The 14,630-nt window shown below is 62.4% G+C and carries 13 protein-coding genes; 11 read left to right on the top strand and 2 right to left on the bottom strand.

Annotation, left to right across the window (positions count from 1 at the left end):
* Nucleotides 1-12 precede the first annotated feature (12 nt).
* From PPGU16_RS18840 to PPGU16_RS18825, 4 genes are all read left to right on the top strand, one after another.
* Nucleotides 13-1,125, top strand: coding sequence for an ABC transporter substrate-binding protein (locus tag PPGU16_RS18840; RefSeq protein WP_180724249.1), 1,113 nt, complete (start codon nt 13-15; stop codon nt 1,123-1,125).
* Nucleotides 1,125-2,954: a GGDEF domain-containing protein gene (locus tag PPGU16_RS18835; protein WP_180724247.1), complete on the top strand. Its 1,830-nt coding sequence runs from the start codon at nt 1,125-1,127 to the stop codon at nt 2,952-2,954. The genes PPGU16_RS18840 and PPGU16_RS18835 overlap by 1 nt, the downstream gene beginning before the upstream one ends.
* Before the next feature lie 88 nt (nt 2,955-3,042).
* Nucleotides 3,043-3,216, top strand: coding sequence for a hypothetical protein (locus PPGU16_RS18830; protein WP_007744500.1), 174 nt, complete (start codon nt 3,043-3,045; stop codon nt 3,214-3,216).
* Nucleotides 3,217-3,389: 173 nt separating this feature from the next.
* On the top strand, nt 3,390-4,472 hold the full coding sequence (locus PPGU16_RS18825) for a hypothetical protein (RefSeq protein ID WP_180724245.1): 1,083 nt from the start codon (nt 3,390-3,392) through the stop codon (nt 4,470-4,472).
* A 78-nt stretch (nt 4,473-4,550) separates the two neighbouring features.
* On the opposite strand, the gene PPGU16_RS18820 is transcribed toward PPGU16_RS18825, so the two are convergent.
* Nucleotides 4,551-5,744 carry an acyltransferase family protein gene (locus PPGU16_RS18820; RefSeq protein WP_180724243.1) on the bottom strand — a complete coding sequence of 398 codons (1,194 nt, stop codon included), beginning with the start codon at nt 5,742-5,744 and terminating at the stop codon, nt 4,551-4,553.
* Nucleotides 5,745-6,160: 416 nt separating this feature from the next.
* On the opposite strand from PPGU16_RS18820, the gene PPGU16_RS18815 reads away from it, so the two are divergent.
* The 7 genes from PPGU16_RS18815 (at nt 6,161) to PPGU16_RS18785 (ending at nt 13,354) form a co-directional block, all read left to right on the top strand.
* Entirely contained in the window at nt 6,161-7,534 is a 1,374-nt protein-coding gene (locus PPGU16_RS18815; protein WP_180725131.1) for a GH1 family beta-glucosidase, read from the top strand.
* Nucleotides 7,535-7,616: 82 nt separating this feature from the next.
* Nucleotides 7,617-8,861, top strand: a complete 1,245-nt coding sequence (locus PPGU16_RS18810) for an ABC transporter substrate-binding protein (protein ID WP_180724242.1) — start codon at nt 7,617-7,619, stop codon at nt 8,859-8,861.
* Nucleotides 8,862-8,903: 42 nt separating this feature from the next.
* The gene (locus PPGU16_RS18805; RefSeq protein ID WP_180725130.1) at nt 8,904-9,827 is read left to right on the top strand and encodes a carbohydrate ABC transporter permease; all 924 of its coding nucleotides are present in this window, start codon (nt 8,904-8,906) and stop codon (nt 9,825-9,827) included.
* On the top strand, nt 9,827-10,735 hold the full coding sequence (locus PPGU16_RS18800; protein ID WP_180724240.1) for a carbohydrate ABC transporter permease: 909 nt from the start codon (nt 9,827-9,829) through the stop codon (nt 10,733-10,735). Before PPGU16_RS18805 ends, PPGU16_RS18800 begins: the two co-directional genes overlap by 1 nt.
* 10 nt (nt 10,736-10,745) lie before the next feature.
* Nucleotides 10,746-11,843, top strand: a complete 1,098-nt coding sequence (locus PPGU16_RS18795; RefSeq protein ID WP_224032412.1) for an ABC transporter ATP-binding protein — start codon at nt 10,746-10,748, stop codon at nt 11,841-11,843.
* 36 nt (nt 11,844-11,879) lie between these two features.
* Nucleotides 11,880-12,893, top strand: a complete 1,014-nt coding sequence (locus tag PPGU16_RS18790) for a LacI family DNA-binding transcriptional regulator (protein ID WP_180724238.1) — start codon at nt 11,880-11,882, stop codon at nt 12,891-12,893.
* A gap of 80 nt (nt 12,894-12,973) precedes the next feature.
* Nucleotides 12,974-13,354 carry a PaaI family thioesterase gene (locus tag PPGU16_RS18785; protein ID WP_180724237.1) on the top strand — a complete coding sequence of 127 codons (381 nt, stop codon included), beginning with the start codon at nt 12,974-12,976 and terminating at the stop codon, nt 13,352-13,354.
* 280 nt (nt 13,355-13,634) lie between these two features.
* On the opposite strand, the gene PPGU16_RS18780 is transcribed toward PPGU16_RS18785, so the two are convergent.
* Nucleotides 13,635-14,576, bottom strand: coding sequence for an IS5 family transposase (locus PPGU16_RS18780; protein WP_180724236.1), 942 nt, complete (start codon nt 14,574-14,576; stop codon nt 13,635-13,637).
* Nucleotides 14,577-14,630: the final 54 nt, after the last annotated feature.

Below are 14,630 nucleotides of genomic sequence, written 5' to 3'. Positions count from 1 at the left end.
AGGACAGACGAAATGCGGTGGTGCTACTCAAATGCATGTGTCTGGCGGCGTGGCGTGCCCGCCCGCATCGCGCACGCGGCCGTCCGTCCAAATCGTTTTCTTGACTCAGTCATCCTTTTTATCGGCTGCTGTATGCTGATCGCGCATGCGTCAGCGGCCGAGAACGTATTGCGCGTGCTCGCATGGCCGGGCTATGCGGACCCCGACGTCGTAAAAGGTTTCGAGAGCCGGTATCACGCGAAAGTCGAAGTCACGCTGATCGATTCCGATGAAGCGCTGTGGGACAAGATGCATCAGGGAAAGGCGCCGCAGTTCGACGTGCTCGCCGCGAATACGGCTGAAATCCAGCGCTACGCGCACGACAATCTGCTCGCGCCGCTCGACCTCGGCAGTCTGCCGAACACGAAACGGCAGCTGCCGCGCTTTCGCGCGTTGTCGTCGATCGACGGACTCACGAAGCAAGGCGCCATCTACGCAATTCCGTTCACCTATTCGACGATGGGCCTCATCTACGACCGCAAGCAGGTGAGCGTCGCGCCGCATTCGATGAACGAACTGTGGAATCCGCGCTATCGCGGCAAAGTGCTCGACTACAACAGTGCACAGCACAACTTCTCGTTCACGGCGCTCGCGCTCGGCTATCCGAATCCGTTTCAACTGAACGGCGCGCAGATTCAAACCATCACGCGCAAGCTGATCGATCTGCGGCGCAATCTGCTGACTTACTACAACTTGCCGGAAGAGGCCGCTGCGTTCTTCGTGCAGCACAAGGTCGCGCTGATGTTCGGCAACTACGGCACGCAGCAACTCGAACTGCTGCGTCGCGCGGGCGCCGACGTCGGCTACGTGATTCCCGACGAAGGTGTGCTCGCCTGGCTCGACTGCTGGTCGATGACGAGCGCCGCAGCAAACCGCCCGCTCGCGCTCGCGTGGATCAACTACATGCTCGAGCCGGATGTCAGCCGCTTGCTGACGCAACGCCAGGGTCTCGCCAATACGCTCACCGAGCCGCCCGAAAACACGGACAAGAGCCACATTCTCTGGATCGAGCCCGTCGAGAACATCGACAAACGCGAGGCGTTGTGGAGCCGCATCGTCTCGGGCGACCGCCCGGAGCGTTTCTGATGATGCGCCCCGGGCTCACGTTCAAGCTCTCGGTGCTGCTCGCACTGATCGGCGTGCTCGCATCCGGCACGACGGGCTATTACGCGTATCGCGCGAACCGGACCATGCTCGTGCACGAAGCAGAACGCAGCCTGCTCACGTCGACGGAACTGCTCGGCCAGCGCTTCACGATGGCCATCAACGACATCGCGGCGGACGCGCTCGTGTTGTCGACGATGCCGTCGGCCGCGACCGTGGCGCTGAACGACGACGGCCAGTCCGTCGACAACCCGACGCGCGACCGGCTCGCGCAGGTATTCGCGAGCTTCATCGCGCAGCATCCCGAGTATCTGCAGGTGCGGCTCATCGCGCGAAATCACTATGGGCTGGAACTGATCCGTATCGACCGCGAATCGGGCGGCACGGTGCGCGTGCAGGAAGGCGCGCTGCAGGAGAAAGGGCAGTTCGCGTATGTGTTCGATACGCTCGCGCTGCCGCGTGGGCGCGTCTATATTTCGCCGATCGCCGTCAATCACGAGCACGGCGCGCACGCGGCCGAAGGCAAGCCGACGCTGCGAGTCGGCACGCCCGTCGCGAACGCGCGCGGCGACGTGGTCGGCGTGGTCGTGATCGATGTCGATCTGGCGAGCCTGTTGCGGCTCTCGCAAGCCGATCTCCCCGCCGACTATCAGGTCTATCTCGCCAACGAGTGGGGCGATTTTCTCGTGCATCCCGACCCGTCGCTGACCTTCGGCTTCGACAAGGGCCGGCGCGTGTTCATGCAGGAAAGCTTCGCGGCGACGAAGCCGTTGTTCGAGCAGTCGACGCAGCCCGTGCTGCTGAACGGACTCACGCAACCGAACGAAGCGGCAGCCCACGTATTCTCGTTCGTGCGGCGGCCGTTCGGCGAATCGCAGGGCAATCGCTTCATCGTGATCGGGCTCGGGAAGCCGCTGCACGATGTACTCGTCGGCGCGAACATGCTCGGCAACAGCATCGTGCGGATGGTGCTGGTTTTCAGCGCGTTCGCAATCCTGCTCGCCATTCTGTTCGCGCGCGCGTTGACGCGACCGCTGCATATTCTCGCGGACGCCGCCACGCACTTCTTTTCCGAGCACACGATGGAAGCCTTGCCGCTCCGGCGCAACGACGAAATCGGCGTGCTCGCGCGCTGCTTCGACCGCATGCGCCGCGAGATCCGCGTGCAGATGGACGAACTGCGCAGCAAGCAGCACGAGCTCACGCATCTCGCGAGCCACGACGGCCTGACGGGGCTGCCTAACCGGATGCTCTTCATGCAGAAGCTGGAGGAAGCCATCAGTTGGGCGCGCGTGAGCGGCGAGCGGCTCGCCGTGCTGTTCATCGACCTGAACCGCTTCAAGCAGATCAACGATCAATACGGCCATTCCGTCGGCGACGACGTGCTTGCCGTCGTCGCGCGCCGTCTGCAACATGTGCTGCATCCCGGCGACATCGTCGCGCGGCTCGGCGGCGACGAATTCATCGTACTCGTCAGAGGCGAGCGCTCCGCCGATGCGGCGCCCGCGATTGCCGCGCGCATCGTGCGCACGCTCGACGACGAACTGACGATCGACGAGCAGCCGATGGCCGTCGGCGCGAGTATCGGCATCAGCCAGTTCCCGTCTGACGGCGATTCCGCCGAAGCGCTGCTGCTCAACGCGGATGCCGCGATGTACGCGGCGAAATCGGGCGGCTCGGGCGCATGGCTGTCCTATCGCGAGCTGATCGACATGCAGCGCATGCGGACGGGACGCGACAAGCCGCGCGGTGGCGAGCGCGAATCCGAAAAGGTCGAGCCTGCCGGCGACGGCACCGACGTCGTTGCATAAGCGCTGAAGAAAGGCATCGGGTTACGTGGCCCGGCGCGCGGCATGGTTCTTGCAAAACGCTTGCTGTCAAAGCGGAAAGGAGAACCCGATGACCTTGGCCATTTATCTGATCGGCTGGCTGATTTTCATTGGCGGCGTGTCGTGGGCCCTCGTCACCATGCACGTCGCGCAGCATTACGTCCTGATCGTCGCCGTGATTCTGCTCGGTATCGGCGTCGTCACGGGCGCGACTCGCGCGCGCGGACGCGACCGCTCTTCATAGCGCTTCATGTCACTTACGCGGGTCACGGCGCGGGCATTTTTTGCACGTCGCCGTGACCCGTGGTGACATTTTTCGACATAGTTTTTGAACTGACCTCGCAGGCAGATTCTTCTACGATTCATTCCGTCGCCACGCTGCATCAGCAAGTGGCCCGAACCGTGAAGGACACTGCCGTGAAAACCCGCTCGCACCTCTTCTCCTCGTTGTCTGGTCTGCTGAATCGTTCGTCGACATCCGCTGCGCGCGGCCTGTCGTGCGGCTTGTCGCGACGCATCGCACTGGCGGCGGCAGCGACGGTGATCGGCGCCAGCGCGTCGCTCGTCAGCGTCCCCGCGTGGGCCGGCTGGTACGGCCACGGCACCGCTTACACGTCGCGCGGCGAATATAACGGCGCGCACGGCGGCTACTGCAGCGGCGGCACCTGCAATCACGCGGGCGGCGTGGCCGGCCCCTACGGCGGCGTCGCGAGCAACTCGGGCAGTGTCACGCGCACGTCGCCGGGCCAGTTCTCCAACTCGGGCACAGCCTACGGACCGAACGGCCGCTCGGTGCAGCATTCCGGCGACACCAGCTGCGCCAGCGGCACCTGCTCGCATACGGGCACGATGACGGGCTCGGACGGCAAGACGGCATCGACCTCGGGTGACGTGACGCGCAACGGCGCCGGACAATACTCGTCGTCGGGCACGGTGACGGGCGGCAACGGCAACAGCTACAACCATTCGGCATCGACGAACTGCTCGGGCTGGACGTGCTCGCGCTCGGGCACCGTGACGGGCAGCAACGGCGGCACGGTCTCGCACTCGGGCAGCGCGACGAGCGCGGCGCCTGGCGTGGTCGTCACGTCGGGCAGCGCGACGGGCACGCACGGCAACACCGTGACGACCAGTGGCACCGTCGTGCATGGCGGCGTGGTCACGACGGGCGGCACGACCGTGGTGACGGGCACCACGACGCGGGTCGGCGCAGCCGTCGTCGTGCCGCCGCCCGTGATCGTTCCGCCGCCCGTGATCGTTCCGCCGCCGCCCGCTGTGGTCGTTGCCGCGCCGGTACCCGCGCCCGTCGTGGTGGCACCGCCGCCCGCTGTGGTGGTCGCGCCGGCTCCCGTCGTCGTGCCGCCGCCGCGCGCGCATGTCGTGGTCGTCGCTCCGCCGCCGCCCCCGCATGTCGTCTATGTCGCACCGAAGCCGCGTCCCGCCGTCTGGATTCCGGGTCACTGGATCGGCCGCGTGTGGATTCCGGCGCACTGGGCTTGAACGAACAAGGCAGACGTATCAACACAAACGGCGCGTGAAGCGCCGTTTGTGTCTGGTGCGTGACGCGAAAGCGGAAGATCAACTCGGCTTCATGCCGTGGCCGACCGTCACGGTTGAATCGACAGGGACGGTTTCCGGCACCACGCTTGCGGGCGCGAGCGCCTTGCTGCGAAAACGCGAGCGAATGCGGCGGCGCATCGGCTCTTCGAAATACGTGAACACGATGACGCTGAACAGCAGCGTGAACGTGAGCGGAATCCAGCCGTTGCTTGCGCGAAAACCCACCAGCCACGCGAGATACGCAAGCGGCACGTGAATCAGGAAGAGTGCATAACTCGCTTCACCGAAGCGCACCAGCCAGCGCTGATTCAGCAGGCCGAGCACGGGCCGCTCCAGCAGTGCAAGGCCGAGAATCAATGTCGCGAAGAACGGGCTTTGCGGATAGAACACGGGCGTCGTGGGCTGCCACAGCGCGAGCACGATCAGCACGACGACGGAACCCGACACGAGCGCGATGCCGCGTCCATGCATCGACACGCCGCGCGTGCGCAAGGTCTGAAACGCGAGCGCCGCGCCGATGCCCAGCATGAACTCGGCGATCCGGCACAGCGGCAGCGCGCCCGCCAGAAAGTGACTGCGCGAGACGGGGAACGCGGCCATGAGGAACAGGATCATCAGGCCCTGCGCAATCCAGATGCCGACCATCGTGACAGCGAGCGTCGATGCGCGCATCTTCACGAAGCGCGCGAGAATCAGCGGAAAGAGCGCGTAGAAAAACGCTTCGCACGACACGCTCGATGCCGGCCCATTCCAGGGCTGATTGATCGCTGCGAACGGGAACCATGCGGTGATCAGGAACACCTGGCAGATGAAGCTCACCACCAGCGAAAGATTGATCGACGTCTTCAGCGCGAACCACTTGAGCAGCAGCACATCGTTGTGCGAGATGAGGAGGTACGCTGTCGTGACGGAGGCAATGGCGAGCGCGAACAGGATGTTCGGATAGATACGTGCAACGCGCGCGACGTAAAAATTATGCGGGCTTTGCGTCGCGAGTTCGTCGCGATACGTGTACGTGAGGATGAAGCCCGAGAGCACGAAGAAGAGCGAGACGGCCGAGCGTCCACCATCGACGAAATTGAAGAACGACGCGGGCGTATTGAGCAGTTCGAGCTCGCGGTAATGCGACAGGACGACGGTCAGCGCCGCAAGAAAGCGGATGCTCGTCAGCGCAGGAACGATGCCGTTGGCCTGAGTGGTCGTCGCTCGCATTGGGCTCTCATTCTTAAAAGGATGCGCCAAAAGTTTCCGCATCGACAGCTCAGTTTAACGGTCTGCCATCACCTTCTTTCCGGTTGAACCCCTAGGTGTCGGAAAACACCGAGACATTGGCCGAGCGATCCCCGTTGCGCGTTGTGTACCGGCACCGATTAATTGTCACAAGAAATGAAACATGCCCTGTCTTGATCCGAAGTGCGATGCGCGTTGCATGGCGATTTCGGACGGACTCTGTCCGATCCAGACAAACCCTGATTGCTGCGCGGAAAGGGCCGCTGATATCGTGCGCAGGTCATGTGGAAGCGCTTCCACTCGGGCTTTCATTTCGTCGATCGATTCGTTTCAGACACGCATCACACCATTCAGCGAGAGGAGGTTCCGTGGCATACGATGCAGTGGCACCCGGCGGTATGAAACCGGACGGTCAGCAAAGCGATCCCTTCACGCCGGCCGCCGACTCCGTGCTCTGGCGCAAGGACTTTTTGCTCGGCGCGGCAACGGCCTCGTATCAGATCGAAGGCGCCGTCAACGAGGACGGCCGCCTGCCGTCTATCTGGGACACGTTCTCCGCGACGCCGGGCAAGGTGCTCGCCGGCGACACGGGCGCCGTGGCCTGCGACCACTACCATCGCTGGGAAAGCGATCTCGACCTGCTCGCGGGGCTCAACTTCGAGGCATACCGGCTGTCGATTGCCTGGCCGCGCGTGATGGACGAAGCGGGCCGCCCGAACCCGAAGGGCCTCGATTTCTACAAGCGGCTGCTCGGCAGGCTGAAGGACAAGGGCTTGCAGACGTTCGTCACGCTGTATCACTGGGACTTGCCGCAGCATCTGGAAGATCGCGGCGGGTGGCTCAACCGTGAGACCGCCTATCGCTTTGCCGACTACGCGGACCTGATGAGCCGCGAACTGGCGGGCCACGTCGACGCATGGATGACGCTCAACGAGCCGTGGTGCTCGGCATTCCTCGGCTACGGCAACGGCCACCATGCGCCCGGTCTTACGAACGTCCGCTATGCGACGCAGGCGATGCATCATCTGCTGCTCGGGCATGGACTCGCGACGCAGGTATTGCGCGCGAACGATCCGTCGTCGATGAAAGGCATCGTTGCGAACGTGGGGCGCGGTACGGCCGCAACATCAAGCGAAGCCGACCAGCGCGCCGCGCATCTGTTCGAAGTGCAGCACAACGCGTGGATTCTCGATCCGCTGCTGAAGGGCGAGTATCCTGCCGACCTGTGGGAACTGTGGCCGGGCGCCGAGCCGCTCGTGCTCGAAGGCGATCTGCAAACCATCGCCGCACCGCTCGACTTTCTCGGCATCAACTATTATTTCCGCACCAATGTGAAGAGCGACGGCGCGCATGGTTTCATCGACACGCCGCTGCCCGATGTCGAACGCACGCAGATGGGCTGGGAAGTCTATCCGGACGGGCTGCGCGATCTGCTGACGGGCTTTCACGGCACGTATCCGAACCTGCCGCCCATCTATATCACCGAGAACGGCATGGCGTCGGACGATCAGGTGCGGGACGGCCGCGTCGAGGACCCGCAGCGCATTGCATTCCTCAAGCGGCATCTGGCCGCCGTCGATCAGGCCGTGAAGCAGGGCGTCGATATTCGCGGCTACTTCGTCTGGTCGCTGCTGGATAACTTCGAATGGGCGTTCGGCTACGAGCGGCGCTTCGGCGTCGTGCATGTCGATTACAGCACGCAGCAGCGCACCGTCAAACGCAGCGGCGAACTGGTCGCGAAGTTCATCGAGGCGCGCAAACAGCAGCGCTGATCGGAATGCGCGGAAACGCAGTCACAAGAAGCTGATAAGCAGTCGACCTGATAAATCGGGCCTCGAGCCTGAAGGAGACGGAATGAACAGCAGAAAACAGTGGGCGTTGAAAAGCGGTATCGCACTCGCATTGGCCATCACGGGCGTCATCGCGCAAGCGGAGCCGTTGAAGGCGAATGTGATTCACTGGTGGACCTCGGGCGGCGAATCGGCGGCGATCCGCCAGTTCGCCGATGCGTACAACCAGGCGGGCGGCCAATGGGTCGACAACGCCGTGGCCGGGGCGGACCAGGCGCGTGCGACCGCGATCAACCGCATTGTCGGCGGCGATCCGCCCACGGCTGCGCAGTTCAATACGTCGAAGCAGTTTCATGACCTGATCGATCAGGGCCTGCTCAACAACGTCGATGCCGTCGCCACAAAGGAGAACTGGGCAGCCATCTTCCCGCAATCGATACTCGAGAGCATCAAGGTCAACGGCCATTACTACGCGGCGCCCGTCGATATCCACATGCCCGCGTGGTTCTTCTATTCAAAGCCGGTGTTTGCGAAAGCGGGCATTGCGGGCGATCCGAAGAGTTTCGATGAATTCGTCGGCGATCTCGACAAGCTGAAGAAAGCGGGCGTAATACCGCTCGCGCTGGGCGGCCAGCCATGGCAGGAGAAGATCACTTTCGACGCCGTGTTCGCCGATGTCGGCGGACCCGATCTGTATCTGAAGGTGTATCGCGACCGCGATCAGAACGCGGTGAAATCGGATGCGTTCAAGAAGGTGCTCGCGTCGTTCAAGAAGCTGCATGATTACGTCGATGCCGGCTCGCCGGGCCGCAACTGGAACGATGCGACGGCGCTCGTGATTTCCGGAAAGGCGGGCGTGCAGATCATGGGCGACTGGGCGAAGGGCGAATTTTCGGCGGCGAAGCAGGCACCCGGCAAGGACTTCGGCTGCTTCCCCGGTTTTGGTCCGCGCTCGCCGTATCTGGTGGCGGGCGACGTGTTCGTGTTCCCGAAGACGGACAACGCGACGGCCATCAAGGCGCAGAATCTGCTCGCGACGGTGATGACCTCACCGCAGGCGCAGGTCGCGTTCAGCGCGAAGAAAGGCTCGATCCCGATCCGGCCCGACGTCGACGTGAATCAACTGGACATCTGCGCGAAGGAGGGCATTGCGATCATGAAGGACAAGTCGCGCCAGCTGCCGAACCCGGAAATGCTCCTGTCGCCCGACATGCAAGGCGCGTTGACGGATGTCATCACGAACTTCTGGAACAAGAACCAGTCGGTCGACGATGCACAAAAGGCCTTTGCCAGCGCACTGAAGGGCTGACGCGCGATGGGCACGCTCAAGTCGCATGCCTTGCCGCCTGAAATGACTGCGAGCCGGAGGCCCGTCGCCGCGAGGCGCGGGCGGCCTTTGCGCAAGCGCTGGTCGCTTGCTGCATGGGTCGCGCTGATTCCGATGATGGTCACGGTCGTCTTCGCGTATCTCGGCACGATGTTGTGGACGGCGCGCGTGTCGCTCAGCAACTCGCGCACGTTTCCATCGAACGACTTCGTCGGGTTCACGCAATACGTGCGGCTGTTTCATAACGACCGCTGGCTCGTGTCGCTGCAGCACATCGCAGTCTATGGCGTGTGTTTCATCGTCGCGTGTCTCGTGATTGGCATGCTGCTCGCCATCTTCATCGACCAGCGCGTGATGGCGGAAGGCGTGTTGCGCACGGTGTTCCTGTATCCGTATGCGATGTCGTTCGTTGCAACGGGGCTCGTGTGGCAGTGGATTCTCAATCCCGAGTTGGGCGCGCAGTCGCTGCTGCACAAGATGGGCTTCACGCATGCACGCTTCGACTGGATCGTCGATCAGGACTTCGTGATCTATACGATCGTGATCGCGACCGTGTGGCAGGCGTCGGGGCTCGTGATGGCGGTGATGCTCGCGGGCTTGCGGGGCATCGACGACGAGCTGTGGAAGGCCGCGCGCATCGATGGCATACCGCGTTGGCGCGTCTATATGAGCATCGTGATCCCGATGCTCGGCCCGTCCGTCTCGACCGCGTTCGTGCTGCTGTTCGTCGCGGTGGTGAAGCTGTTCGACGCCGTCGTCGCGATGACGCAGGGCGGTCCCGGCACCGCGAGCGAAGTGCCCGCGAAGTTCATCATGGACTATCTGTTCGGGCGCGCGAATATCGGCCTGGCGTCGGCGGCATCGATCGTGCTGCTCGCGACGGTGCTCGCGATTCTCGCGCCGTTCCTGTATGCCCGCAGCCGAAGCGCGTCGCGCAAGGAGGTGTGATGAGCACGACGCTTGAACCGTCCGCTCGTGTGTCACGTCAACAGCATGCACGCAGAAAGCGCTTTTCGCCGTCGCGTCTCGGCATCTATGGCTTTCTGATTATCGCTGCGCTGTTCTTCCTGTTGCCGCTTTACGTGATGCTCGTGACATCGGTAAAGCCGATGGACGAAATCCGCCTGGGCAATCTGCTCGCGCTCCCTGCGCATTTCACGCTGCAACCGTGGAGCGATGCATGGCAGTCGGCATGCACGGGACTCGATTGCAACGGCATCCGCGTGGGCTTCTGGAACTCGGTGCGCATCGTCGTGCCGAGTACGGTGTTCTCGATCGTGATCGGCGCGATCAACGGCTATGCGCTGTCGTTCTGGCGGCCGCGCGGCGCGGGCGTGTTCTTCGGCGTGCTGCTGCTCGGTGCGTTCATTCCGTATCAGGTGATGATCTACCCGATGGTGCGCGTGCTCGCAAGCGTGCATCTGTTCAGCTCGCTGCCGGGCATCGTGATCATTCACACGATCTTCGGCATGCCCGTGATGACGCTGCTGTTCCGCAACTACTACGCGGGCATTCCGCTGGAGCTGTTCAAGGCTGCGCGCATCGACGGCGGCGGTTTCTGGCGCATCTTCTTTCAACTGATGCTGCCGATGTCGCTGCCCATCATCGTCGTCGCGATGATTTTGCAGGTGACGAACATCTGGAACGACTATCTTCTCGGGCTGGTATTCGCAGGCACGCGCAACCTGCCGATGACGGTGCAGTTGAACAACATCATCAACACGACGACAGGCGAGAAGATCTACAACGTCAACATGGCGGCGACCATCCTGACTTCCGTCGTGCCGCTTGCCGTGTATTTCATTTCGGGCCGCTGGTTCGTGCGCGGCATCGCATCCGGCGCAGTGAAGGGTTGAAGGGACCAATATGGCAACCGTACCGAACGTTGCAAACGTCGCCGTCCGCGACCTGAAAATCCAGCTCGGCGCGAACACGGTGATCGACGCGCTCGATCTCGACGTGCGCGCGGGCGAGTTCGTCGTGCTGCTCGGACCGTCGGGTTGCGGCAAGTCGACGCTGCTGCACAGCATCGCTGGCTTGATCGACGTGACGGAAGGCAGTATCGAGATCGGTGGCGAGGATATGACGTGGGCCGATCCGAAAGACCGGCGCATCGCGCTCGTGTTCCAGTCGTATGCGCTGTATCCGACGATGAGCGTCGAGCGCAACCTGTCGTTCGCGCTGCGCATCAACGGCACGCCGAAGGCGGAGATCGAGCGGCGCGTCGCACGCGCGTCGGACATGCTGCAACTCGGGCCTTTGCTCAAGCGCAAGCCGTCGCAACTGTCGGGCGGGCAGCGGCAGCGCGTGGCGATCGGCCGCGCGATCGTGCGAGAAGCCGACGTATTCCTGTTCGACGAGCCGCTGTCGAATCTCGATGCGAAGCTGCGCACGGAATTGCGCCGGGAGTTGAAGCAGTTGCATCAACGCCTCGGCGCAACCATGATCTACGTGACGCACGACCAGGTCGAAGCGATGACGCTCGCCACGCGCATGGCCGTGATGAAGAGTGGTGTGATCCAGCAGTTCGGCACGCCCGCCGAGGTGTATGCACGCCCTGCGAACCTCTTCGTCGCGACCTTTCTCGGCTCGCCGGCGATGAATCTGCTGAACGGCACGCTGCATGCTCAGGGCGACGGCGTGCGATTTACGGGCGCGAAGCTCGATCTCGACGTGTCGCCCTACGCTTTCGCTGCGCAGCCCGACTACGGCAAGCCGTGCGTGCTGGGTGTGCGGCCCGAGGACGTGCGCGTGCGGGTGGGCGCGGACTCGAATCAGCGCGGGCAAGTGTCGCTTATCGAACCAATGGGCAACCACCGGGTTATCTGGCTCGATTATCATGGCACCCAGATAGCGTCGATCGATCAGGAGAAAACGCCCGTCGCCGTTGGCGATTCAGTGGCGTTCGCGATCGATGGCGCACATATATCGCTGTTCGACGAGGCGGGCGGGGCGCGCCTCTGAACGGCACGCCCAACAATACAAGCGGACGGAGACACCGTGGCGACCCTCAAAGATGTAGCGGAGCTGGCGGGCGTGGGGCTCTCGACAGCCTCGCGCGCCATTTCCGGCAAAGGACCCGTATCGGCCGAGGCGGCTGCTCGCGTGCAGGCCGCGATCGCCGAACTCAACTTCCGGCCTTCGTCGATTGGCCGCGCGATGGCCACGCAGCAACTGGGCATCATTGGCCTGTTCGTGCCGACGTTTTTCGGCTCGTACTACGGCACGATCCTCAAGCAGACCGATCTCGAACTGCGTTCGGTGCACCGGCACGTGGTGGTGGCGACGGGTTGCGGCGAGTCGACGCCCCGTGAGCAGGCGCTCGAAGCCGTGCGGTTTCTGATAGGAAGAGATTGCGATGGTGTCGTCGTGATCAGTCACGACCTGCACGATGAAGACCTGGATCAGTTGCACCGTATGCATCCGAAGATGGTCTTTCTGAACCGCGCGTTCGATGCGTTGCCGGATGCGTCGTTCTGCGCCGATCACCGGCGCGGTGGCGAGATTGCCGCGTCGACGCTGCTCGAACATGGGCATCGCAAGATTGCGGTGATCTCGGGGCCGTATACGGCATCGGACAATATCGAGCGGCTTGATGGCTTCTTCGAAGAGCTGGCGCGCCACGGCATTGCGCGCGAGTCGGTGCCGCTGATCGAGTCGGACTTCTCGCCGGAAGGCGGGTATGCGGCGACGTGCCAGTTGCTGGAATCGAACGTGCCGTTTACGGGGCTTTTTTGTGCGAACGACACGATGGCCGTCAGTGCGCTGGCGCGGTTTCAGCAGCTGGGCATTTCGGTGCCCGGCGATGTGTCCGTGATTGGCTACGACGATGATTATTCGGCGGCTTATTCGGCGCCTGCGTTGACGTCGGTGCACATTCCGACGGCTGAACTCACGCAGAACGCGGTGCGGTGGCTCATCAACCAGTGCTATGGGACCAAGTGGGATATCTATCGCGAGTTTCCCGTGACGGTGTCGATGCGTGCATCGGTGGGGCCGCCGAAAGCGGCGTGAAAGTGTGTTGCCGATGCCTTGATCTGTCGGAGTTTGCGGTGCTGCATTAGCATGAGGGTTCAACCGTCGCAGGAGCTTTTATGCAGCCGCCGCCTCTGGATAATCCCTTTCTCGAATCGCTTGGGGTCGAATTGACCGAATGGAAAAGCGGTTATGCCGAGTTCACGATGCCGATCCGGCCAGAGACGCTCAATCGCCAGCGCGTGCTGCAGGGCGGCGCGATTGCGACGCTTCTTGACGCTGCCGCGGGGTATTCGGGGCTCTTTAGCGAAGGGGATCCGATTCACGCGTTTACGTTGTCGTTGACGATTAGTTATCTCGACAAGGGGCTCGGGGAAAAGGTCATTAGTAAAGGGTTTCTTGAGCGTAAAGGACGGTCGGTGTTCTTTGCTCGCGCGGAGGCGTGGGTCGATCACAAGGTGTTGATTGCTAGTGCGCAAGGGGTTTTTAAGTACGCGTGAGGGTGGGGGTTTTGGGGTTTGCGGCCTTTGCGCTGGCATCCGCGGTTTGCTTCTGGTTTGCTTGCGTTGCCCCTGTGCGGGGCGGCACCTACTTTTCTTTGCCGCCGCAAAGAAAAGTAGGGGAAGGTCTGAATAACCCGTTTTTTTCGTTGGACTTCTAACCGAACACCTGGAGTGAAGATCGCGTCGTCATCCTCACGTTGCTGAATCACTACCAGTCGCATCTTTGCTGGCCGGCGCTGTGCTCATGCGGCGCATTTTCTTCCGTTGTTGCGCCGCTTCACAGCATCTTGCGCGCCATCCACAGATTGGCCAGGGCGAACTGCGTTTCGATGTGCGCCGTGTTCTTTGCCAGTCCCCGATATCTCGCCTTCAGATATCCAAACTGGCATTTCAGTACGCGAAACGGGTGCTCCACCTTCGCTCTCACGCCCGCCTTGAGCCGCTCGATCTTGTTGTAGATCCTGTCCAGCCGCTTTCTCTTGTCCAGCTTGTTTCGCTTGCTCGGTCTCATCGCGACGTACCACTGGACCGCACCCGTTTCACCTCGCTTCTCGATGCCCACATAGCCCGCATCGGCAAACGCAACCTTCTCTTTGCCATGCAACAGTTCATGTGCCACCGTGATGTCATGAACGTTCGCCGGCGTGCACTTCACGGTATGCACCAGCCCCGACTCCACATCGACTCCGATATGTGCCTTCATTCCGAAGTACCAGCTGCCGCCTTTTTGCGTCTGACGCATCTCCGGGTCTCGCGTGCCGGGCTTCTTCGTCGAATTGGGTGCCGAAATCAACGTCGCATCGACCGCTGAGCCCGCCTTGAGCATCAGGCCTTTCGCCTGCAGGATCTCGTTGACCGTCGCCAGTATTCTGGTCGACAGTTCATTGGCCTCAAGCAGGTGGCGGAACCGCAGGATCGTGCTCTCGTCTGGCAGCCGCGTTATGCCCGTGTCCAGCAGCGCGAACTCCCGATACAGCGGGATGTCGTGTAGCGCCTCCTCCATCGCCGGGTCCGAGAGACTGAACCACTGCTGCAGGAAGTGAATGCGCAGCATCGTCTGGATGGGAAACGGCGGGCGCCCAGTCTTGCCTTTGGGATAGTGTGGCTCGATCAGAGCAATCAGTTTCTGCCACGGCACCACGCGAGTCATCTCGTCGAGAAAATCGCGTTTGCGGGTACGCTTCGTTGACAGATCCAGACCAAGACCAAGCTGTGTCATCACGCCACTCCCTTAACTATCCTGCTTCCAGGATAGTCAACCCTCACGGCAATG

It is taken from the genome of Paraburkholderia largidicola, from assembly GCF_013426895.1.
Taxonomy (GTDB): Bacteria; Pseudomonadota; Gammaproteobacteria; order Burkholderiales; family Burkholderiaceae; genus Paraburkholderia; species Paraburkholderia largidicola.
The sequence above is the reverse complement of the archived record's forward strand: the minus strand, read 5'-3'. Positions and strand labels throughout refer to the sequence as shown.